Origin of the sequence: Streptomyces sp. NPDC058685, from assembly GCF_042714725.1 — a bacterium.
Lineage (GTDB): Bacteria > Actinomycetota > Actinomycetes > Streptomycetales > Streptomycetaceae > Streptomyces.
Genome location: NZ_JBHXSL010000037.1, coordinates 20,977 through 43,720, shown reverse-complemented (window position 1 = coordinate 43,720; position 22,744 = coordinate 20,977). Strand labels below are relative to the sequence as shown.

Genomic DNA, 22,744 nt, shown 5'->3' with positions numbered 1-22,744 from the left:
CCGCGTCCGCCCCGGGGAGAGCGCTCATGACGCCCTTCCCCGGAGCGCCCGTTCAGTGCAGCGCGCCCACCCGGTTCCCGTCCGACAGGACGCCGTTGAGCTCCGCCCGCGCACCCGCCTTCGCGCGCACCGCCAGCAGCCGGCCCGTGGCACTGCCGTCCACCCCGCCCGACGTGGCGAGCGAGGCGAACTGCCCGCTGCCCGCCGCCAGGACGTACCAACTGCCCGCACGCGACTTCCACAGCACCCCGGCCAGCACCTTCGGGTCCCGCACCCCGCAGGCCGGCGAGTCCTCGGCCCGCGCGGCGATCGCGCCCGGCGCGCCGGGCGATGTCCCCGGCGCGTGGAACTGGGCCATGACCCGGCTGCCCGGCCCGCGCCACGTCTCCGCCCGCGTACACAGCCAGGCCGCCGTGCCGTTCGCCTCGGGCAGCGACTGCTGGGCGTACTGCCACAGATTGACGCTGCGGACGCCGTGCGAGGCGACTCCCGGCAGCAGACAGGCCGTTCGCGCCCAGGCGGCACGCTCCACCGCGCCACCGAGGTCCTTGGGCGCCGACGGAGTGCCGTAGGTGAGGCGTGCCGGGGTCAGCTCGCCGAGGTCGGTCAGCAGCCGGTCGGCCGCGGAGTCACGCAGCTCCAGCACGTCCCAGGAGCGGCAGTCCCGCGCCTGGGCCGGACTCGGCAGCGGGCTCGTCAGGCCGTCCTTGTCCCGGCGCAGCGGACGCGCCCCGCCCTCCGGGGTGAGCAGGTCCCGCACCGACGTGGTCCGGACCCAGGGAGCCGACAGATAGCGGACGTTGCCGTCGGTGCGGCCGGCCACCAGGGCGCTCGCCGACGCGGAGTCGGCGTCGTCCGTGCGCGCGAAGTCGAGCGCCACCCCGCCGGTGCCCTCCTTCGGCTCGGCGTACCGCACCACCCGCAGTCCGTCGTGCAGCAGCACCACCCGCGCCCGGTCCACCACTCCGGCGTACAGCAACTGCGGCGGGCCCATCGGCGGCCCCGGCGGGGTGGCGGGGGTGGCCGAGGTCTGAACGGTGCTGCCGGGCCTGGCCCAGACGGCGAGCGCCCGGCGCAGCAGGGCGTCGTCGCCGGTGAGCCCGCCCCGGGCGGGCCAGACCGAGAAATCCCTGCGGGCGGAGTACTGCCACGCCGTGGGGGAGACCCGCACCAGCCGGCCGGGGTCGAGGGCCGCCTCCGCCGAGGGGTTACGGGCATACGCCGGTGCGGCGGCACCGTCCGGGCCCCAGCCGTCACCCGGCAGGCCGAGCAGCGCACCGCACACGGCGAGCGCCGCGGCCGCAACCAGCGCAGCCTTCGCGTGCTGGCGGCGGCGCATCAGATCGGTGGGACGCGCCTGGAGCGAACACGGGTCGAACTCGGCGGAGTCGAGCAGCGCCGGGTCGCTCCCGGTCATGCCGTCGGCCTCCGCGAGCGCCGCGTGCGGATCGTCCACCCCGGCGTCGCTGAGCACCTGGGTCACCTCGGTGTCCGGCAGGTCCTCCAGCGCCCGCAGGACGTACGCGGCCCGGGCGGGGCCGGTCAGCGCCGACAGCCGCTGGTCCAGGGCGAGTTCGTCGGCGCCACCGGAGCGCGGGAAGACCCGCAGACCCCAGACGTGCGGCAGCAGCGGCGGCAACTGCGCCCGCTTCGGCCGGGCGAACCGCCGCAGCGGCAGTCCGGCGTCGAGCGCCTGGCGCAGCACCCGTCCCCGGACGTAGAGATAACCGGGGTCGGCGGCGTTCTCCGGCCCGCCGGCCGCGCGGGCGGCGGCGATGGCGCCGGCGCCCGAGGGGACGGTCCGGCCGCGCGGCAGCGAGCGCTGCGCGAGCGCGTGCGCGGTCAGCACACGGCGGTTGCGGCCGAGGGTGGGGGGCAGCACCAGATAGGCGATCCGGACGAGGCGCGGGTAGTGCTCGACCAGCGCCGCCTCGGCCTGGTCGAGCTCCACCCGGCCGGTCGGAGCGGGCGACGGTGGGGCAGGCGGGGTGACGACATCCTGTGGGCGCACGTTCAGCAGAACGAGCGAATGGTCGTATGGTCACCGCCCCGGCCGCGAGACGGCCTCAGCGGAGCGACCATCCGCTGAACCGCACCGTGCCGCGGGCCCCGCTGCCACCGTTCATGGCCGTCATGAACAGCCCCACGTCCTGCACGGCGGCGGCCCCGGGCACGGAGACCGTGGCGACGGTCCGCCAAGTCGTCCCGCCGTCCGTCGAGCAGGCGCCCGTGAACGACGTCCCCGTGCCCCGGGTCAGCCGCAGCAGCACCGGGGCGCGGACACCCGTCACACGCCGGTAGGTGTCCAGCGTCCCGTCGCCGTTGGTGTCGTAGGAGAGCGCGACGCCCTGGGACGGCGTGACGGCCAGGTTGAGGAAGCCGGTGTCGCCGGGGGTGGCCAGGCTGTCGCGGACGACGATGCCGGCGCGGGCCCACGATCCGGTGTTGTCCTGGGCGTCCACCCGGAGCAGCACACTCCTGCCGGGCGTCAGAGCGCCCTCCCGGTAGGCGGTGCCGAACTGGGCGGTGCCACGCCACAGGTCGTTGCCGGCACCGTTGACCGCGAACCGGTCGTCCAGCTGCCCGAAGACGGCCGCGTTGCTGGTGAAGGTGCGCCACTCGGGTCCCAGGGGCGCGGCGACGTGCAGGGCGCCCTTCTGGGTGACGGCGACCCGCTCCCGGCCGCGCGGCCCGTACCGTGTGCGCAGCTCGTAGGGCAGGGCGTGCAGCGGCTCGGTGAGCGGTTCCGGCGGCGCCGTCACCCGCCAGCGGACCGAGCCGGTCCCGCCCGCCTGCACACCGGGCAGCCAGGTGACGCCCTGCGGTTCGGCGGTCGGGCCGGTCAGGTCGAGGTCGACGCGACCGGTGCCGCGCAGCCCGTTGAGGTTGCGGAAGGCGGCCGTGACCGTGCCCTCGCTGCCGGGCGTGAAGGCCGGCGGGTCCACCGAGACCTCGACGAAGCCCTGGAAGGGGGCCGAGGCCAGGGTGTCGTGGACGCGGCGGGCGGTGCGGTACGCGTCCGCGGTGGGCCGGACCGGATGCGGCCGGCGGTCCCGGGTCCAGGCTTCCTCGGCCGGATACCAGTCGAACGGCGTGGGCGCGCGGCCCTCCGCCATCGCGGTGGCCACCTCGTCCAGATAGGCCTCCCACTGCGGGAGATGAACCTCGTTGATCAGCCCGTGCCAGTCGCGGTTGGCGTAGTTGCTGAGCTGGACGGCGGCCGGACGGTCGGCCCAGGTGGTGATCAGGGCGCGGGCGGTGCGCTCCAGCTCCACCGCCTCACCGGCACTGGTGGCCAGCCGTTTGGCGTCCTCCAGCCAGGGCCCGAGCAGGAAGGCGCGATGGCAGCCGGCCATGGTGTCGCTCAACCGCATCAGCTTCAGCCAGAGCGAGGACAGCGCGCGGAAGGTGTCCACATCCCCGTGCAGATACGCGGCACGCAGCGGGAGCTGGAGGGTGCGGGAGCGGTTGGCGAGCGCCTGCCGGGCGACATCCGTCAGATCGTGGCGGTAGGTGTCCGTGTCGCGCAGTTCGGGCCGCACGTCCAGCAGCGCGGTGAACGCCCGGTCGAAGGCCGGGGGGTCGAAGGCCGTGCCGATGGCACCGGACAGCCCCGGCCGGCGGCAGAACAGCGAGTCGTACGGCCGTCCGTCCGTGCTGGTGAGCTGGTACGCGGTCGTGGCGAGCGTGCCGAGGGCGGCCCGCGCGGCGGGGTCGTCGCCGCCGTAGCGGAAGCGGCTGTACTCCTCGAACCACTCGCGCCGGTCGATCCGTTCCTCCCGCCACGCCAGCTCGCTGAACAGCTCCAGGGCCACCGGGTCGCGCTCGGCTGCCTCCGGCATGTAGGCGGTGCCGACGAGCGCGCTGCCGGGCTTGTCGCGCCAGGCGGTGAACTTGGCCGTCCAGCGGTCGGTGTTGGCGCCGATCGTCGTCCGGCCGCCGAAGTTGGGGATGGTGCCGAAGGCGTACGGCGCCCCGCCCCACTCCTTCTCCCGGTCCGTCACCGTGTCCAGGTCGGAGAGTCCGTCGACGATCAGCAGCCGGTCGGTGTCGACGGCGTCCAGCAGCGCGGGCCGCGGATTGGACTGCCAGCCGAGGATCACCCAGGTCGCGCCCGGGTGCGCGGTCTGGAGCGACTTCTCCACGGCCCGGGCCGCGTCGGCCACCGGCACGTCCCCGGCGCTGCCGCCCTCGTGCAGCAGATCCATCTTGAAGTGGGCTGCGGTGCCGAACAGTTCGGCCTGGTGCCGGTAGAAGGCTGCGGCCACCTCGGCGAAGACCGTGGTGCGGGGGTCGAGCCAGTCGGGGCGTCGCAGTCCGTTCCAGGTGCCCTGCGGCACGACCCGGGCACCGGGATTGCGGGCGACGAAGCCGTCGGGGACGGTCCCGAACCAGCCGGGCAGCACCGGGTGCATGCCCAGCTCGCGCATCCGGTCCGCGATGCGGCGGCCGAGGTCCGTGCGGCGGTCGATGAGCGCCTGCGAGAGCGGCCCGCCGTATTCGCTCATGTTCTGCAGCAGCCACCACGGCTGGTGGGAGGGGGCGGGCAGCCAGGTGCGGGCCTCGGTGTCGGAGTAGCCGAAGTCCATCAGGAGCCGGTGGTGGACGGCCTCCTGCCCCGGAGTCACCAGCACCTCGTTGCAGCCGTGCAGGGCGAGGACGTCCAGGAGCCGCTCCCAGCGTGCCCAGTCGGCGTACGGAGCGGTGTAGCCGTCGTGGGTGTCGTTGTACGCGAACCGGTGCGGGACGGTCGCCGCCCGCTCCAGCGGCCGGCTCGGGGCGGGCAGCCGGTGCGGCAGCGCGGGGTTGCTCCCGGACCAGGAGATGTGCGCCCGGCAGACGTACTTGAGATACCAGTGCACGCCGGTCAGCAGGACGGCGCCGGAGGTGCCCGCGACCTCGACGCGGCCGGCGGAGCCGGTCACCCGGAAACGCTCGGGGCCGTCGAGGAGCCGCAGCGAGAACTGGTCGGCATGGCGGGGGAGCAGCCGCCGCAGCGCCGCGTACGCAGCGGCCGGGCCGGACGGCGACGCACTCCTCGGCGGAGAGGCGGGCGGCATGGCGGGCAGCGGTGCGGCGGCCGCCGGGACCTGCCCGGCGAGGGCGGCACCCGCACCGATCGCCCCCGCGGTGCCCAGCACGGTACGTCTCGACGGCTCGAACATCAGCAATCCTCCGTGTTGCCCACGTCACAAGCGGTGCGTGCGTGGCGCAGGTTACCCGCCGTTCGACTCCCCGGATCGGTGGTGAAGGGGCACGATGGCCGGATGCGGACGAGTACGAAGAACGGCGCGAGGCGTACAGCCCGCGCGGCACTGGCAGTTCTGGCCCTGACCCTGGCCACGGCGTGCGGATCTTCCGGCGACGGTGACGGGCGTGGCGACGAGAAGGTCCCCAAGACGGCGACCGGCACGCTCGAACAGATCGCGGCGAAGGCCGAGTGCAAACCGAACATCCAGACGAACGCGAAAGAGCTGCGGCAGGCGAACTGCACCACGGGTGACGGCAAGTACGTGCTGGCCACCTTCGCCACCGACCGCGGCCAGCGCGAATGGCTGAACGAGGCCAACGACTACGGCGGCTCCTACCTCGTGGGCCGCAAGTGGATCGCCGTCGGCGACGCGAAGGTCGTCACCGCGCTGCGCGGCCGGCTCGGCGGCTCGGTGGAGACCGGCGTCCAGCACGGCTCCGGCGGAGGAAGCGGCGAGCCCAGCAAGGACCACTCGGGGCACACCGGGCACCACGGCGGCTGAGCGCGCGCGACCGCGAGGCAGCGGCAGGGGGGCCGGACACACGAAACGGCCCCCCTGTTCAGGGGGGCCGTTCCAGCCGGTCCGGGTTGGGTCACCCGGGCAGGGTCACTGGCACTTCTGACCGTTGTTGATGCAGTCCACGAGCTCGTCCATCACGTTGTCGTCGAAGACGTTGATGAAGTCACCGTGGTCCGTGATCGGCTTGTGCAGCTGCTCGGGGAAGGAGTCGACCGCGAAGCCCGGGCCCGGAGGCACGTCGTACACGATCCGCTGCACCAGCTGGGGAATCGCCTGGAAGCCGTCACCGCACTCGCCGTCCTCGTTCGCAAACGCCACGTGGGTGCGGTGATTGGCACTGTCGATGTTCTGACCGTCCCAGCAGCTCTGGAACTTGAAGGAGCGCACCACCTGGCTGCCCTCGGGGCAGATCGGGTACTTGTCCTTCAGCTGACGGTCCTCGAATCCCGTGCAGCTCCAGGAGGCATTGGCATTCGCGTCACCATTGGTGAACGCCTTGGCGTCACCGGTGATGATGCGCAGGAACCGCGGCATTGCGGTGACCTTGCTGACCGGGTTGCCGACGAAGTTCAGCGTGACCTCGGAAGGCTGCTGGATCTCACCGACGTTCTGGTCGTTGCCGCCGCCGTCCGCATTGGCGTCGTTCTCGTTCTGACCGTTCTGCAGACGCAGCACCGGCCAGTAATAGGTCGACTTGTCACCCTGGTTCTGGCAGGTGGTGTCGCCGTTGGCGAGATCGTCGTCGCTCGCGAAAGCGTCATTCGCCTGGTTGCCGACGTAGTCGTGCATATGGTGCGCGCCATTGGCGACACCGGGGGCGACGATGACGTTGTCCGGGTTGAACTTGCCGTTCTCGTTCACCCCGCAGTCGGTGGCGAAGGAGCCCGTGGAGGCGTCATTGCCCTCCTGCGGTTCATTGACGTTCGGCTCGATGGACTGGATGTCGACGAAGTCGTCGTCCTGGGGCCCGTTGCCGGCCTGGCCGCCGTTGTCCTGGCCGCCGTCCTGACCGCCGTTGTCCTGACCCTGGTCCTGCCCGCCGTCCTGGCCCTGGTCCTGACCCTGGTCGTTGCCCTGGTCCTGACCGCCGTCCTGGCCCTGGTCCTGGTTGCCGTCCTGGTTGTCTCCCTGGTTCTGGCCGTCGCCCTGGTCGTTGCCGTCATCACGCAGCGAACAGGGGGCGAGGTTGTTCATGCCCTGAGGCTTGTTGCCACCTCGACCGATGGCGTTCGCGATCCGGTCGATGCTCGCCTGACGCTTGTCCTTCAGAGGATTGAGAATCGCGTTGTCCGCCAACTGCGGATCACGCTGAATCTGTTCCTTCTGATCAGCGAACTTCTTGTACGCGTCCGTGATCTGGCTGTCGATCGCCGCCAGTTCACGGTCGACTTCTCCGCGTGCCTGCCTGGGCATTTCACGGGGAAGTTCGTTGGCGACCTCGGGGCAGTCAATGGTGGACACTTGTCCGGCATTCTCGGCCCGCTGCGTTCGCGGACCGGATGACCAGCCTTCACCCGCGGATGCGTAGAAGTTGACCGCCACTAGCCCACCCCCGCCCAGGATCAGAGCGGCCGAGGCGACGATCGCCCGGTTCGCCAGCGTTGAGCGTTTTCTCGTATTGCGTCCCATGGAACTCCTCTGCTTCGTTGCCGGGTGTGGGTTTGGGGGGTCCCGGCAGAGGGAGAAGCGCAACGTTCCATACGGGTGGGGCTCATGGGGTGTTCAAAGCGATCCGGGATTCGTAGAAATCTCCATCGCCAAATCCGGCATACCGAGCGGAAGGCGGGCGGGGCCCCTCAGCCGTGGTCGAGGTAGGCCAGAACGGCGAGGACGCGGCGGTTGTCGTCGTCCGAGACCGGAAGTCCCAGCTTGGCGAAGATGTTGGAGGTGTGCTTGGCCACCGCCCGCTCCGTGACGACGAGTTGGGCGGCGATCGCCGCATTGGACCGGCCCTGCGCCATCAGCTCCATGACCTCACGCTCCCGCGGGGTCAGACCGCCCATCGGCTCGTCCCGGGCCCGGCGGCTGAGCAGCTGGGAGATCACCTGCGGGTCCATCGCGGTGCCCCCTGCCGCGACCCGCCGGACCGCGTCGATGAACTGTTCCGCGTCGAACACCCGGTCCTTGAGGAGGTAGCCGACGCCGCCGTTGCCGTCGGCCAGCAGCTCCCGCGCGTACAACTGCTCCACATGCTGGGAGAGGACCAGCACCGGCAGGCCGGGCCTCGCCCGGCGCGCGGCCAGCGCGCATTGAAGCCCCTCGTCCGTGTGGGACGGCGGAAGCCGGACGTCGACGACCGCGACGTCCGGCTCCAGCTCCGCGAGTGCCTTGGACAGTTCGGGCCCGCTCTCCACCGCGGCCAGGATCTCGAAGCCGAACGCCTCGAGCATGCGCACCAAGCCGTCACGCAGCAGGAACAGGTCTTCGGCTAGAACAACTCGCAAGGGATCTCCATGGTGACCATGGTCGGGCCGCCCGCGGGACTGCTGACGGCGAGTACTCCGTCGAATGTACCGAGTCGCCGTTCGATGCCGCTCAGACCGGATCCGGCACCGATCCGCGCCCCGCCACCGCCGTTGTCGGTGACGGCGATCCGCAGGGAACCGTCCGCGTACGACACGTCTATCCACAGCCGGTCCGCCCCCGCGTGCTTGACCGCGTTCGTCAGGGCCTCGCTGACGGCGAAGTACGCGGCGGACTCCACCGGTGCGTCCGCGCGGCCCGGCAACTCCACGTCCACCTCGGCCGGCACCGGCAGCCGCAGGGCGAGCGCCTTCACCGCGTCGCCGAGACCGCGTTCGGCGAGCACCGGCGGGTGGATGCCCCGGACCAGGTCGCGCAGCTCGGTCAGCGCCTCCGCGGAGGACTCCCGGGCCTTGGAGAGCAGCTCCTTCGCCTGCGCGGGGTCCTTCTCGATGAGCGCCTCGATGGTGCCGAGGTTCATCCCCATCGCGACCAGCCGTGCCTGGGCGCCGTCGTGCAGGTCGCGCTCGATGCGGCGCAGTTCGGCCGCCGAGGTGTCCAGGGCGTCGTGCCGGGTCTCGGTCAGCCGGTCGATGCGCTCCTCCAACTCGTCCTCGCGGCCCGGGACCAGCACCGATCCGGCGATCCTGAAGTGGGTGCGCACGAGTACCGGGTTGACCCTGAGGGCGAGGTGCAGCCAGAACAGGCCGAGCAGGGCGGCGAGGCCCGCCGTGCCCCAGCCGGTGACGGGGATGAAGGCGTACCAGTAGGTGCCTCCCGCGTCGACGACCGGATTCCACAGACCGGCGGCGAGCAGCAGACCGAAGACGCCCTCCAGGAGCAGCCCCGGCGCGAGGAGCGCGACGATGGCACCCGCCGTCATGTCGACCAGCATCCACTGGAGGTCCCGCCAGGTCGCGGGGTCCTTCAGCATCACGGTGCAGCGCTCGACCTGACCGGTGATGCCACCACGCAGATCGCGCGGGAACGGGCGGTACCGGACGGGGATTCTCGTCCGTGACCACTGGGCGGCGAGGAGTCTGCGCTGGTTGGTGTGCGCCCGCACCGCCTGGAGTATCGGCGGGGTGGTGAACACCCCTACACCGATCGGGATCAGGGAGATGGAGACCACTGCCAGGACGAAGAGCGTGATCGATCCGACCAGTGCCATCAGGCTCAGCGCCAGCCCCTGGGCGCCGGCGGTCACCGCTTCTCGTGCCTTCGTCGACTTCATCGGGATCCCCTCGTTGATCGGTCTCAGGCACCAGTGTGGCCGTGGCCCATGTGCCGGGGCACTGGGTCCGGACCCCGAACGAGGGTGTACTCAGCACCACCCCCCTGAGCTCGCCCTACGGCTCCGTGGACGGGGGTCCTGACGGCTGGGGCGCGGGCCCGCCGGTTCCTAGCGTCGTACTCGTCTTGTTCGGCTTGTTCCGACGTGTTTTCGGCATGTCTCGCCGCCGGCCCGGCGCGTGACTCGATGGACCATGGGGGCGAAAACGTCATGAGGCGCAACCTCGCAGCACGTATGGGTGTGTGGAGCGCACACCACCGGAAAACGGCGATCATCGGCTGGCTGCTCTTCGTCGTCCTGGCCACCGTCGCCGGCGGGGCCTCCGGCATGGTCGAGATGTCCGAGTCCGAGCAGGGCACGGGCGATTCCGCCCGGGCCCAGCAGATGCTCGACGACGCGGGCCTCGACCGGCCGGCCGGTGAACTGGTCCTGGTCAGCAGCCGGACCGCGGGCGGCTGGAAGGACACGGCACGCGATCTGTCCGCGGCGATCGGGAAGACGGGCGAGGCCACGAGGATCGAGCGGCCGCTGGCCTCCGCGAACGACCGCGAGGCCCTGATCCGCTTCGAGATCAAGGGCGACGCCGAAACGGCCGCCGACCGGGTGCAGCCCGTGCTCGACGCCGTACGCGACACGGCAGCGGGCCGGGACGGCGTCGAGGTGCACCAGTTCGGGCAGGCGAGCGCCGAGAAGTGGCTCGGCGACCTGCTCTCCGAGGACTTCCAGAAGGCCGAGTTCACCGCCGTACCGCTGGCGCTGGGCATCCTGCTGGTCGCCTTCGGCGCGGTCGTCGCCGCCCTGCTGCCGGTCGCCCTCGCACTGACGGCGTGCATGGCGGCCTTCGGGCTCCTCTCCCTCGCCAGCCACCAGCTGCATCTGTTCCAGACGACGTACTCCGTGATGTTCCTGATGGGACTGGCCGTCGGAGTCGACTACTGCCTGTTCTACCTGCGTCGGGAGCGCGACGAGCGGGCCGCCGGCCACGACGCCGACACCGCCCTGCGGATCGCCGCCGCCACCAGCGGACGCGCCGTCCTCGTCTCCGGGGTGACCGTCATGATGGCGATGGCCGGGATGTTCCTGTCCGGGCTGATGCTCTTCAAGGGGTTCGCCCTCGCCACGATCCTCGTCGTCTTCATCGCCATGCTGGGCTCGGTGACCGTCCTGCCCGCCCTGCTGGCCTGGCTGGGCGACCGGATCGACGCGGGCCGGCTGCCCTTCCTCAACCGTCGCAAGAAGAAGGGCGTGCACGAGAGCGGCGCGATCGCGGGCGCGGTGCTGAAGCCCGTCCTGAACAGGCCCAAGCTGTTCGCCCTCGGCGCGGTGGCCGTGCTTCTGGTGCTGGCCGCCCCGGCGCTGGGTATGAAGACCGAACAGCTCGGCATGGAGAAGCAGTTCGGCTCCGACTCCGCCCTCTCGGTGGCGCACAGGAAGATCACCGAGGCGTTCCCGGTCGGTCCCGAACCGGCGCTCGTGGTCGTCAAGGCCGACGACATCACCGCCGCGCCGGTACGCGAAGCGCTCGCCGGGTTCGACCATGTCACCGTGCACACGGCGAAGAACATCGCCGAGATCGAGGTGAGCCTCCCGGGCAACGGCAGCGACGACCGCTCCGAGGCCGCGCTCGCCGAACTGCGCGACACGACGGTCCCGGCCGCCTTCGGCGGCACCGGCGCACAGGTCCACGTCGGCGGTGAGCTGGCGGGGTCCGTCGACTTCAACGATCAGCTGAAGCGCGGCATCGTGCCGGTGTTCGTCTTCATCACGGCCGTCACCTTCCTCCTGATGCTGCTGTGCTTCCGCTCGTACGTCATCGCCGTGACGTCGATCCTGCTCAACCTGCTCTCCGTGGCGGCCGCGTACGGCGTGATGACCGCGGTCTTCCAGCACGGCTGGGGAGCCTCCGCGCTCGGCACCGAGGCCGTGGGCGCGATCGAGGGCTGGATGCCGCTGTTCGTCCTGGTGGTGCTGTTCGGACTGTCGATGGACTACCACGTGTTCGTGGTGTCCCGGATCCGCGAGGCGCGTGACCGTGGTGCGGACACCCGCGCCGCGATCAGCGAGGGCATCCGCCGGACGGCCGGCGCGGTGACGGGTGCGGCGGCGATCATGGTGGCGGTGTTCGCGGTCTTCGGCACGCTGTCCATGCAGGACATGCAGCAGATGGGCGTGGGCCTCGCGGTGGCGGTGCTGCTGGACGCGACGGTCGTCCGGATGGTGCTGCTGCCGTCGGTGATGGCGCTGCTCGGGGAACGCAACTGGCGTACGCCGAGGGGGCTGCGGTGGCTGCCGACCATGGACCACGGCGAGGGGCAGCCGATGGCGGGCCAGGGCCGGCACGCGGCACCGGTGCCGGCGGGACGCTGAGGCCGACTCGGTACCGGGGTGCGGGGCGCGCGGGCCCCGGGGCCGTGCACGGCGGCCGGGCGTGACCGCGGGAGCCTGATCCGGGGCCCGGACGCCCTCCGGGCCCCGGACCCGGATCCGGGCCGACCCCGTGCCCTCGGCGACTGATCGGGGACGAACTCCGCGCCCGAGCCCGAACCCTCGTGGCAGGCTCCGGTCCCGGGTACGAGCCGAGGCCCGTACCCGGGACCGCGCGCCTGATCCGGGTCGACCCCCGGCGCCCGAGCCCGAACTCTCGTGGCCGGCCCGGCGCCCCGGGCCTCATTCGGAGCGCCGGGTTCGGTGGCTCGAACGGGACCCCGGGGTTCCTGGGCCGGATGCTCGACGCGGGCCGACCCGGACGCCTGATCGGGTTCGAACCCCGGCCCCCTCGGCGCCTGAAGCCGGATGCCGGATGCCGGATGCCGGATCCGGTCCGCGCCCGAACCTCCGTGCCCGGATGCCGGATCCCGGGCCGAATCCCGGCACCCGGGATACCTGATCCGGGGCCGAATCCCGGCGCCCGGGGCCCCCACGGGGGCCCGAATCCGGCGCCACGGACGCCCCATCCGGAGCGCCGGGTTCGGTGGCTCGAACGGGACCCAGGGCCCCTGGGCCCGGATACCCGACGCGGCCCCGACCCGGGACCCAGGGCCCCGTGCCACGGACACCCGGCCCGATCCGACCCCCGGCACCCCCAACCGCCGCCGGCGGGGCTGCAACCCAGCCCCGCCGGCGCGTTCACGTGCCCAGCAGCTTCGCCTCCGCGGTCGCCGACAGGCCCACCACCGGCCGGTCCGGTCGCTGCGGTGCCTCGCCGCCGATCGACCGGAGCCACTCCCAGGTGTCCGCCACCGTCTCCCCGACCGGTCGGCACCGCAGGCCCGCCGCCAGTGCCTTGGCGACCCCGACCCCGTGCACCGCGTGGTGCAACTCCGGCAGCTGCTCCCGGGGCACCCAGATCGGCAGGTCGGTCCAGGGCTCGACCCCCGCCGCCAGGATCACCTCGGGATCAGTCCAGCGCAGCTCCGGGTCCGCTCCCGTGGCCCGGACGCACGCCTCCAGCAGACCCTCGACGGTCGTGTGCCCCGCCTCGCTCACCAGGTTGTACGGTCCGCTCAGCCCGCTCTCCGCGGCCGAGAGCGTCCAGTCGGCGAGGTCGCGCACATCGATGTACTGCAACGGTGTGTCCCTCGGGCCGGGCGCGGTCATCGGGCCCCCGCGGGCGGTCCGCCGCAGCCACCACGGCAGCCGGCCGATGTTCTCCCAGGGCCCGATGATCAGCCCGGCGCGCACCAGCAGCGAACGGTCCTCGCCGAACGCCTCCACGACGGCGAGTTCACCACCGCGTTTCGCCTCCGGGTACGCCACGTCGCCCGCGTCCGCCGAGCCGTCGACCACGGGCGCGGTCTCGTCGTAACCGGCCGTATGGGGCGCGGCGTACACCGAACAGCTCGACACATAGACGTAGCGGTCCACCCGGCCGGCGAGCAGCCGGGCCGAGTCCCGTACGACCGACGGCGCGGCGGACCAGGTGTCGACGACCATGTCCCACCGGCCCTCGGCGAGTTCCGCGAGACCGTCCGGCGTGGTGCGGTCGCCGAGGAGCTCCGTGACCCCGGGCGGGGCGGGGTGCCGCCCGCGGTGGAAGACGGTCACGTGCCAGCCCTGGGCGAGGGCCGATTCGACGATCGCGCGACCGACGAACTCCGTACCCCCGAGCATCAGAAGTCTCATGCACCCGACTCTGCCTGCACCCTGTCGGCGCTGACCAGGAGTTCTGCCGGTAGAAGAGAAATCACGCGGATCGCGCCGGAACGGGGCGGCGGAGCAGGGCGAACGCGGCCGGCTCGGGCCCGCGAACGCCCGGGCCGGTGGGACCAATTCCGCCCGCGGGTGCGCATTTCCCGGTGCGGGATGGCAGCATGTGCGGACCATGACAGATGCCCGGTCGCCGATGCGCGCCCTGCGGGCCGCACTCTTCGCGGCTGTCTGCACCGCATTGGCCGCGATGGGGCATTCGTTCATGTCTGGGCAGGACATCCCGTTCGCCGTCCTGCTGCCCGCGTTCGCCGTGACCGCGGCGGCGGCCTGGCTCGCGGGCGCCCGCCGCAGGGGTGGCCTCGCCATCGGAGCCGGTGTGCTCACCGTGCAGGGTGCGCTGCATCTGCTCTTCAGCAGCGCCCAGCCGCACACGGGCGGTCCCGCACACACCCACGAGCACAGCACGTCCGCCGGAACCATGGTGGCCGGCCCCACACCACCGGGCTCCCTGTCCGCCGAGACCATGGCTGTGGACACCACGGTCGACGGCCTCCTCGGACACTCCTCCGGCGGCATGCTCGCCGCCCACCTCCTCGCCGCGGTCCTCTGCGCCCTGTGGCTCGCCCGTGGCGAGACCGCCGTGTTCCGGGTCGCCGCCGCCGTCGGCGCGCTGGCCTTCACGCCGTTGCGGCTCCTGCTCGCCGTCCCCGCGCTGCCCGAACCGCCGCGGCCCCTCGCGCGCCGCCGGTCCGACGCCGTTCGCCGCCGCAGCGTCGTCCTCGGCCACACCCTGGTGCGCCGCGGGCCGCCCGCGCTCCTCACACCCCGCGCCACGGCCCCCGGAGCAGCCGTCTGACCTGGGGCCGATTCCCCCATGTCGACACCAACTCCCCGGGACCATCATGGCCATTGACGCCCCCTCGCACGGCAGAACCGAAACCGAGCAGGAGTCCCCGACGGGCTCCACCTGGAGCGCCCTGCGACCCCTCGTGCTCCGTATCCACTTCTACGCCGGTCTGCTCATCGCGCCGTTGCTTCTCGCCGCGGCCGCCAGCGGACTGCTCTACGCCCTCTCGTTCCAGGCCGAGAAGGTCATCTACAGCCACGAGCTGGAGGTCCCGGTCGGCGACCGTGCCCTGCCGCTGAGCACCCAGGTCCAGGCCGCACATGACGCCCGGCCCGACGGCACGGTGACCGGCGTCTGGCCGAGCTCCGAGGAGGGCGCCACCACCCGCGTCCTGATGGACGCACCCGGCGTCGAGGAGGGCAAGTCCCTCGCCGTCTTCGTCGACCCGTACACCGCGGAGGTCCGCGGCGAGCTGCCCTCCTACGGCAGTTCGGGCGCCCTTCCGCTGCGCAGCTGGATCGACAGCCTGCACCGCGACCTCCTCCTCGGCGACGTCGGCCGCCACTACAGCGAACTGGCCGCCAGCTGGCTGTGGGTGGTCGCGCTGGGCGGTCTGCTGCTGTGGCTGGGCCGCCGGCGCAGCTCGAAGCGTGCCCTGTTCGTGCCCGAGCGCGGGACCAAGGGCCGCCGCAGGACGCTCTCCTGGCACGGCACCGTCGGTCTGTGGGCCGTGATCGGCCTGGTGCTGCTCTCCGCCACCGGCCTGACCTGGTCGCGGTACGCGGGCGAGAACATCGGTGCGGTGCAGGACCAGCTCGGCGGTGCCACCCCCGCCGTCTCCGCGGCCGTCGAGCCCGGCGCCGCCGCCGGCGGTGAACACGCGGGGCACGGCGGCGGCGCCGGAGACGCCCACCAGGGTGCGGACGTCGGCGTGGACCAGGCCCTCCGGTCCGCACAGGCGGCGGGGATCGACGGCAAGCTGGCGATCACGATGCCCGCCGAGGGCACCGGCTATGTGGTCAAGGAGACGGACACCGTGTTCCCCGTCCACCTCGACTCCGTCGCCGTCGACCCCGCGAACGGCAAGGTCATCGATGAGCTCCGGTTCGCCGACTACCCGGTGCTCGCCAAGCTGACCCGCTTCGGCATCGACGCCCACATGGGCGTCTTCCTGGGCCTGGCCAACCAGCTGGCCCTGGCCGCCCTCGCCCTCGCGCTGATCCTGCTGATCCTGTGGGGCTACCGCATGTGGTGGCTGCGCCGGCCCACGAAGGGGCGCACACTCGCCGGTGGCCGGCCGATAGCGCGGGGAGCCTGGCGGAAGGCGCCCGTCGCCGCCCTGCTGCCGCTCGCCGCGGCCACGGCGCTCGTCGGCTGGTTCGTGCCGCTGCTGGGTATCTCCCTGCTGGCGTTCGTGCTGGTCGACGCGGCGGTCGGCGCCGTACGGAAGGTCAGGGCGCGCACCTGAGGGGTCTCATGCCGAGGGGCCCGGCCCGCCGCACGGCGGGCCGGGCCCCTCGGCTTCTCCCCGGGCACCCGGGTGGGGCCGCCGGATCAGGGCGCGTACTTGTAGCCGACCCGCCGGACGGTCTGGATCGTGCGACGGTGGTCGGCGCCCAGCTTGCGGCGCAGACGGGCGACGTGGACGTCCACGGTCCGGCCGTCACCGACATGGCCGTAGCCCCATACCGTGGTCACCAGCTGGTCGCGGGTGTGCACCCGCTGCGGATGCGCCACCAGGTGGGCCAGCAGCTCGAATTCGAGATACGTGAGGTCGAGCGTCCGCCCGTCCACGTACGCGGTGCGCTCGGACGCGTCGATCCGTACGGGACCGGCGCCCTCGCCGGTGTCGAGGCGCGCGGGCTCCGGCAGCAGCGCGGCCGGGGCCTGCTGCTCGGCCGGGACGAGGACCAGATAGCCGAGCATCGGCGGCCGGCCCGGCAGCCCGGCCACATTGTGCTGCGGGGCGGGCAGCCAGGTGGCGCCCGGCGGCAGGAAGTCCGTCACGTCCACGAGGCTGCCGAGCGGCACGACCTCGTCGCGGTCGATGGCGCGCAGCCGGTGACGGCCGGGGTGCAGGGCGCCGGAGCCGGTGCCCTGCACGGTTCGGGCGGCGGTGGCCGCGGGGGAGTGGACGGCGGAGAAGGAACGGGAGTTCGCCATGAGAGGTCAGCTCTTTCGCGCGGAGGAGTCGTCGAGTCGTCAGAGACGGACGTACGTCGTGCGCGCTGGCCGAAGGCCGGAACGGCTTTAGAGGGCCTGCGCGTTCACCGCGCGGCAACACACCCGGTCGAAGTCGTGGTGCTGCCGGGAGGGCCAGAACGGCTCGAGGTCGGTGCGACCTGTCGCGGGGGTCTCAAGGCTGGCCATGGGCCCATTGAATCAGATGAACGGCGTGCGAAGGAGGGGCTCTCTCACAGATCGAGACAGAGATCTCGCGAGACGGCCCGGCCGCCCGGTGACGGGGACGGCAAGGGGCGCCCGCCGATGCCGGCGGGCGCCCCTGGTGCGGACGGGCGGGATCAGACCTGTCCGGCCTTCTCCAGTGCGGTGCAGCAGGTGTCCACCAGCAGACGGGTCACCACGTACGGGTCGACGTTGGCGTTCGGGCGGCGGTCCTCGATGTAGCCCTTGCCGTCCTGCTCGACCTGCCAGGGGATGCGTACCGAGGCGCCGCGGTTGGAGACGCCGTAGCTGTACTCGTTCCACGGGGCGGTCTCGTGCAGACCGGTGAGCCGGTCGTCGATGCCGGCGCCGTAGTTCTTGACGTGGTCGAGCGGCTTGGAGCCCTCGCCCAGCGACTCGCAGGCGGTGATGATCGCGTCGTAGCCCTCGCGCATCGCCCTGGTCGAGAAGTTGGTGTGCGCACCGGCGCCGTTCCAGTCGCCCTTCACCGGCTTCGGGTCGAGTGTCGCGGAGACCTCGAAGTCCTCGGCGGTGCGGTAGAGCAGCCAGCGCGCGATCCACAGCTGGTCGGAGACCTCCAGCGGGGCGAGCGGGCCGACCTGGAACTCCCACTGGCCGGGCATGACCTCGGCGTTGATGCCGGAGATCCCGAGACCCGCCGCGAGACAGTTCTCCAGGTGGGCCTCGACGACGTCACGGCCGAAGATCTCGTCCGCGCCGACACCGCAGTAGTAGCCGCCCTGCGCGGCCGGGAAGCCGCCCTCCGGGAAGCCGAGCGGGCGGCTGCCCTTGAAGAACGTGTACTCCTGCTCGATGCCGAAGATCGGCTCCTGCGCGGTGAACCGCGCGGCCACCTCGGCCAGCTGCGCCCGGGTGTTGGAGGGGTGCGGCGTCATGTCCGTGTTGAGGACCTCGCACAGCACCAGCAGGTCGTCGCCGCCGCGGATCGGGTCGGGGCAGGAGAAGACCGGCTTCAGGACACAGTCGGAGGCGTGACCCTCGGCCTGGTTGGTGCTGGACCCGTCGAAGCCCCAGATCGGCAGCTCGCCGCCGGCCTCGGTGAGGATCTTCGTCTTGGAGCGAAGCTTGGCCGTCGGCTCGGTGCCGTCGATCCAGATGTACTCAGCCTTGAAGGTCACGGGCCTCATCCTTTGCGGGTCCAGCGGTATGCCGCGCAGCTTGGCAAGACGCGATTTCCCGGCCGTTGCCCGACTGTGAACCCCGTGTTACGCCGGACCGGTGGTCCGGCCCGGCGGCGGGTGAGTTCCGTCAGTCGACGGTGCCGAATACGCCGAATTCGCCGAGTACGCCGAAGACACGGTGCAGCTCCAGAATCCGGTCGCGGGTCTCCCCGCGGTCTCCCAGCAGAACTTTGTCGTTCCATTTCCAGAGCAGCTCGCCGGTTCTGTCGGCGATCATCTTGCGGAAGTACTGACTCGTCGACACCTGGGTCGGGGCGAAATGGTGCGTGCCCTCCTGGTCGATCAGCAGAAGGTATTCCTCTTGTGCCTCGTTGGCCTGCGGCAGATCGGACAGGGATCCGATTTCCCGGCAGGCGAAGCGTTCCCGGAAGCCTTCGGTGACGGACTGCTCCAGCGGCAGGACATGCAGATGCGCGTGGTCGATTCCGCAGGAGGAACGCACCGCGGGGTCGCACATTCCGTGCTCGAATGCGACGACTTCCGAGGCGTACCCCTCGCGGATGACCGAGGTGACGTGCCTGCGCAGCATTTCCAGCGTCTCCAGCGACGCGGTCGGCAGGGCGGACATCGACAGGGCGTGCTCGTCCGGGACGATGAGCACATGCCCCCGGGTCAGCGGGGCGACGTCGGCGACGACCACGAAGCCGTCGGTCTCCGCCAACAACTCGCGCGGCAGCTCCGCACGCTCGAACAGGCCACGGAACGGCGTGGTGTCGGCGTCGTGCAGCACATCGCACAACAGGCACGGCGGGGCGGTCTCCGCCTCCGGGGCGCCGGTGATGCCGAGGGGCTGGATGGTCTCCACCGCCTGCGGGCCGCGTCCGGTGCCTGGGGTGAACTTCACGGCGGTGTGCATCATGATCCCGTTTTCTTCGAGCAATGAATCGAGCGCCTCGTTCTGACCGTCGTGTTCGGCGAGCGCAACAATGTGTCGGGCATTGATGCCTGCGGACCTCAGAGCGGTCATGCAATCGACCAGATGATGTCCACTCAGGGCCACATCGTGCAACAGGACTGCGCGATCGCCCTTCTCGAAAAAACCCTCGACGGGGTTGTCGCGGTTCGGGCCGTAGGGACTGACGTAGACGGCTGGAAAGGGTAGCAAGTCGGCTGCGGCACTCAGAATACCGGTGGCCGCGACCTTGGAAACGGCGAGCAGTGTCGGTCGCATTACCTTTCGGCTGACCAGTTCGGCCACATGGTAGGCCAGGTGGCCTGCCAGGACCCGCTGGTCGAGGGATTCCGGAGCGACGCGCGTCAGATCGAGATAGCCCGCGACCGGCGTTTTGACCGTATGTCCGACTCGCTCTTCGCGCCCGTACGAGAGGGCGTAGCGCCGCAGGATGTCGAGGACCTGCGGCTCGGGCAGTTTGGGGAAGGCCCGAGAGTCCAGCTGGTCGCACAGCACCCGTGCCTTGAGCCGCACCCGGTCCCGCGGTTTGGCCTGCGGGGCGAGGCGGGTGAGCAGACCGGCGATCCGCGCGCCGTTGCTGCTCACCGCGTCCAGGGTGCGCAGCCACGGCACGATCCGCGGCTCGATCTCCACCGACTCGTACACCGACGGGTCCTGGTGCGCGTCCGGCGGGCCGAGCCGCAGATGGACGACGCCACCGAGGTCGGAGGGCAGATCGGGGTCCCCCACCGTCACGATCGCCACGCGTGCCTGGCCGAGGCGTCCGGTGAACAGCCCGTACTCCAGCAGGACGTTGCTCGCGGGGGCGTAACTCGTCGCCCCGCGCCGGGTCGTCCGGTCGTCCGGAGTGGCGATGATCAGCGCGCCGTCCGCCTCGTTCAGCAGCCGCAGCAGCGAGTCGAGCAGGGTCATCCCGGGCGGAAAACACTGCTGGCTCCACCACAGCAGCGGCTCCACCCCCTGCCGCGCCAGCACGGCCGCCACGGCCTGCGCGAACGGCCGACCCTCCGTCGACGAAGCTATGAACACGCGCGTCATGCGGGCTGCTCCTGCCGCTCACCTGCCGCGGGCGCCGCCCGTCCGCGCCGCCCCCCGTGGAGCCCGGATTTTAGCTCCTGGCCACCCTCTCGACCCCGTGCTTGAGCAGGGACGAGAAGCCCGCGTCACGGATTCTGCGCACGAGATCGGCCTCGGTGGTGCCGAGCGACTGCGCCGTTCGGCCCAGATGCCAGTCGTGGTCGTGCAGCCGGTTCAGCAGGTGGCCGCGGCGGATCTGCGCCTCGGACAGACGAAAGGTCTTCAGATAGGCGACCCGGCCCTTGTGGTCCGTGATGACCTCGCCGATGTGCTGCTCCGCCTCGCCGCGGGTGAAGGACGGCAGAAAGCGCCACAGCACGAACGACTCCATCCTGTGGACCCGTTCGTAGAGGTACGACGGGTCGAGCAGCCGGTTCGCGAACAGGCCGGCGTGGGCCGCGGTCCAGCTGCGCTCCTGTGCCAGCGCTGCCGCGCGCAGATCGGCGAGCGTCGTGAGATGGCGGCTGTCGCGGATGCCGGCCTCGAAGGCGGGCACCGCGGCGGCGAAGAAGGCGTACTGGTGCACCAGCTCGCCGTACAGATCCTCGATCAGCGACGGATGCAGGGCACGGTAGTCCTCGGGGTGCGGCACGACGAAGGCCGCGGCGAGCGAGTCCGCAGCGTAGACCAGCACGCCGCACTGGTCCGGATGGATCTCGAAGAGCCGCAGAGCGTCCGCGAGACCACGCACCTGCCACCCGGCCCAGGCCGCCTCCGCGCGGGGGGAGAGCCCTCGGCGCACCGCCTGCTGGGACCACTCGTCCCAGACGACGGACGGCCCGTTGAAGTGCAGCGCCAGATAGCCGTCCAGGGCGAGATGCAGCGGCAGGAAGCGCAGCCGCTGCTCTCTGACGCCCTTCACCGAGCGGCGCTTGGCGAGGCGGTGGTGACGGCGGACGGGGATGGTCACCGGGCAGCCGTCGCCCAGCTGGGTGCCGTACGTGGCCGACCGGCCGCCGTCCCCCGACCAGTCGGCGACGAAGCCGTGCGGGACGTAGGAGAGGTAGGACGTCCGGCGCGCGGTCTCCACCTCGCCGTATCCGGGACCGTAGATCTCGTGGCGCAGCCGCAGTCCGTCCACCGGCTTGTCGCGCAGCAGGGGCACCAGGCGGATGCCGCCCCACGTCTGGCCGGGTGCCGCTGTCAGACCGGTCATGTCCAGCTTGTTCATCGTGCCCCCTCCTGATGCCGGTGCAGGAACTGCCCGCAGCGGCGGTCGAGATAGGCCTGCAGTTCGCCCAGCCGGGTGCGGCCCTCGGCGAACTGCGCGATCTCCACCAGCGCCGCCAGGTCCTCCGCGTCGCGGATGCCCGCTGTCGGCACGCCCGGTGCGAGCCGGCGAACGTCGAACCCGTCCGCGTCGTATACAGGGTTCACATGCACGACACTTGTGCGCCGGTCCGGATCGAGGCGGGTCCGCCAGACGCGCAGCACCTCGCCCGCCAGCCCGGGCGGCGCGTTGTCCCAGCCGTCCGAAACGATCACCAGGCGGTCGGGGGAGTGCTCCAGCGCGTCGAGGACACGGGTGCCGATGGGGCTCGGCCCCCACGGGCGCACCAGAAGCGGATCCCCGGCACCCGAGGTCCAGTGCGCGCGGTACGACCCGGCCAGCGCCTCCAGCAGGAAGTGCGACCCCAGTGCCACGGCGAGCGGCCGGCGGCGCTTCACCCCCGAGCCGTACGACGAGTAGCTGTCGTCCAGCACGGCCGCGACCCTGCCCCACGATCCGGCGTGCGGACCCGCGGCCCGCAGCGCCGCCGCACGCAGGGCACGCGTCAGCTCCGCCCGCCGGTCCACGCGCTCCTGCCGAGTGAGCGACAGGACGTAGAGGCACAGCCGGGTGAGCGGCATGACGGTGAGATCCGCCGTCGTGCCGGAGCCCCGCGTACGCAACCGCTCCAGCCGTGTCATCCGCGGCGCGATCCGCTCCAGGAACACCCCGCGCGGGATCCCGTGCCGGGCGGCGAAGCCCTCGGCCACGGTGAACGGCAGCTCGTAGACGGCCTCCCGTTCGTAGTGGGCGCGTCGGTAGGCGTCCAGGAAGGCGTCCTCGTACCGGATCCGCCGGCCGGGGCGGAAGAGGAAATCGCCGTACTCCGTGTCCAGGGCGCCTTCCCCGAACGAGAGATGCGTGTGCCGTACGGCTGTTCTCAGCCCGGCGCGGTACTTCACCGCGTCATGGCCGAGATCGGGGCGGGCCCGCAGCCAGTCGCGCTGGATCGCCCGGGTGCGGCGGTTGTTGACCCCGGCGGTCCGCAGCGCGCGGAACAGCCGGTAGACGCGCTGCGGCGGCAGCGAGGCCAGCCGCGCGGCGATCAGCCGGCCCTCGGCGAGCTTCTGCGGGCGGTCGGCGTCACCGGCCGTGCGCAGCAGGCGCTCGATGATCGAGGCCGCGTTGTGGTCGTTGATGTCCAGAGCGAGCGCCGCCGCGTACACGGTCCGGTAGTTGGTGCACACGTACTCGTGCAGAAAGGACAGGGAGAGCCGCTGCTCGGCGGCCGTCGAGCGGAACTCCCGCTGTCCGGTCGCCGTGATCGCCGCGTTCACGAAGAGGAGCACGTCCTCGGCCGCGACCAGATCGGCAGATGTCTCGGCGGCGTCCGCCATGGTCTCCCCCCCCGG

The 22,744-nt window shown here is 71.8% G+C and carries 15 protein-coding genes; 4 read left to right on the top strand and 11 right to left on the bottom strand.

Features of this window, described 5'->3' with window-relative positions; all coding sequences use genetic code 11:
- Positions 1–52: 52 nt before the first annotated feature.
- Together ACFWU3_RS25750 and ACFWU3_RS25745 are read right to left on the bottom strand one after the other, a co-directional pair.
- Positions 53–2,011, bottom strand: a complete 1,959-nt coding sequence (locus ACFWU3_RS25750) for a hypothetical protein (protein WP_384442097.1) — start codon at positions 2,009–2,011, stop codon at positions 53–55.
- 55 nt (positions 2,012–2,066) lie between these two features.
- Positions 2,067–5,165 (bottom strand): alpha-N-acetylglucosaminidase TIM-barrel domain-containing protein, encoded by a 3,099-nt coding sequence (locus ACFWU3_RS25745; RefSeq protein ID WP_384442094.1) that lies wholly within the window; start codon positions 5,163–5,165, stop codon positions 2,067–2,069.
- Between the two features lie 102 nt (positions 5,166–5,267).
- Between ACFWU3_RS25745 and ACFWU3_RS25740 the strand changes: the two genes are divergently transcribed.
- Complete coding sequence (locus ACFWU3_RS25740) at positions 5,268–5,753, top strand: hypothetical protein (RefSeq protein ID WP_384442091.1); 486 nt, start codon at positions 5,268–5,270, stop codon at positions 5,751–5,753.
- A gap of 105 nt (positions 5,754–5,858) precedes the next feature.
- Here the strand turns inward: ACFWU3_RS25740 and ACFWU3_RS25735 are convergent, their stop codons facing one another.
- The 3 genes from ACFWU3_RS25735 to ACFWU3_RS25725 all read right to left on the bottom strand — a co-directional run bounded on the left by ACFWU3_RS25735 (position 5,859) and on the right by ACFWU3_RS25725 (position 9,468).
- Positions 5,859–7,400, bottom strand: a complete 1,542-nt coding sequence (locus ACFWU3_RS25735; protein WP_384442088.1) for a DUF1996 domain-containing protein — start codon at positions 7,398–7,400, stop codon at positions 5,859–5,861.
- Positions 7,401–7,567: 167 nt separating this feature from the next.
- Positions 7,568–8,215: a response regulator transcription factor gene (locus tag ACFWU3_RS25730; protein ID WP_313946726.1), complete on the bottom strand. Its 648-nt coding sequence runs from the start codon at positions 8,213–8,215 to the stop codon at positions 7,568–7,570.
- Positions 8,200–9,468 carry a sensor histidine kinase gene (locus ACFWU3_RS25725; protein ID WP_384442085.1) on the bottom strand — a complete coding sequence of 423 codons (1,269 nt, stop codon included), beginning with the start codon at positions 9,466–9,468 and terminating at the stop codon, positions 8,200–8,202. Before ACFWU3_RS25725 ends, ACFWU3_RS25730 begins: the two co-directional genes overlap by 16 nt.
- A 270-nt stretch (positions 9,469–9,738) precedes the next feature.
- On the opposite strand from ACFWU3_RS25725, the gene ACFWU3_RS25720 reads away from it, so the two are divergent.
- Entirely contained in the window at positions 9,739–11,895 is a 2,157-nt protein-coding gene (locus ACFWU3_RS25720; protein WP_384442082.1) for an MMPL family transporter, read from the top strand.
- 759 nt (positions 11,896–12,654) lie between these two features.
- Here the strand turns inward: ACFWU3_RS25720 and ACFWU3_RS25715 are convergent.
- Positions 12,655–13,650 (bottom strand): NAD-dependent epimerase/dehydratase family protein, encoded by a 996-nt coding sequence (locus tag ACFWU3_RS25715; RefSeq protein ID WP_384442079.1) that lies wholly within the window; start codon positions 13,648–13,650, stop codon positions 12,655–12,657.
- A gap of 199 nt (positions 13,651–13,849) precedes the next feature.
- Between ACFWU3_RS25715 and ACFWU3_RS25710 the strand changes: the two genes are divergently transcribed.
- Both ACFWU3_RS25710 and ACFWU3_RS25705 read left to right on the top strand, forming a co-directional pair.
- A complete protein-coding gene (locus tag ACFWU3_RS25710) occupies positions 13,850–14,533 on the top strand; it encodes a hypothetical protein (protein WP_384442076.1) in 684 nt (227 codons plus the stop codon).
- A gap of 46 nt (positions 14,534–14,579) precedes the next feature.
- Positions 14,580–15,992, top strand: a complete 1,413-nt coding sequence (locus ACFWU3_RS25705; protein WP_384442073.1) for a PepSY-associated TM helix domain-containing protein — start codon at positions 14,580–14,582, stop codon at positions 15,990–15,992.
- 86 nt (positions 15,993–16,078) lie between these two features.
- Here the strand turns inward: ACFWU3_RS25705 and ACFWU3_RS25700 are convergent, their stop codons facing one another.
- The 5 genes from ACFWU3_RS25700 to ACFWU3_RS25680 form a co-directional block, all read right to left on the bottom strand.
- Positions 16,079–16,687: a winged helix-turn-helix domain-containing protein gene (locus ACFWU3_RS25700; protein ID WP_384442070.1), complete on the bottom strand. Its 609-nt coding sequence runs from the start codon at positions 16,685–16,687 to the stop codon at positions 16,079–16,081.
- A 359-nt stretch (positions 16,688–17,046) separates the two neighbouring features.
- Positions 17,047–18,069, bottom strand: a complete 1,023-nt coding sequence (glnII, locus tag ACFWU3_RS25695) for a glutamine synthetase (RefSeq protein WP_384442067.1) — start codon at positions 18,067–18,069, stop codon at positions 17,047–17,049.
- A 130-nt stretch (positions 18,070–18,199) separates the two neighbouring features.
- A complete protein-coding gene (locus tag ACFWU3_RS25690) occupies positions 18,200–20,083 on the bottom strand; it encodes a TIR domain-containing protein (RefSeq protein WP_384442064.1) in 1,884 nt (627 codons plus the stop codon).
- A gap of 70 nt (positions 20,084–20,153) precedes the next feature.
- Positions 20,154–21,293 (bottom strand): hypothetical protein, encoded by a 1,140-nt coding sequence (locus ACFWU3_RS25685; RefSeq protein WP_384442061.1) that lies wholly within the window; start codon positions 21,291–21,293, stop codon positions 20,154–20,156.
- Positions 21,290–22,729: a hypothetical protein gene (locus ACFWU3_RS25680; RefSeq protein ID WP_384442057.1), complete on the bottom strand. Its 1,440-nt coding sequence runs from the start codon at positions 22,727–22,729 to the stop codon at positions 21,290–21,292. The genes ACFWU3_RS25685 and ACFWU3_RS25680 overlap by 4 nt, the downstream gene beginning before the upstream one ends.
- Positions 22,730–22,744 lie beyond the last annotated feature (15 nt).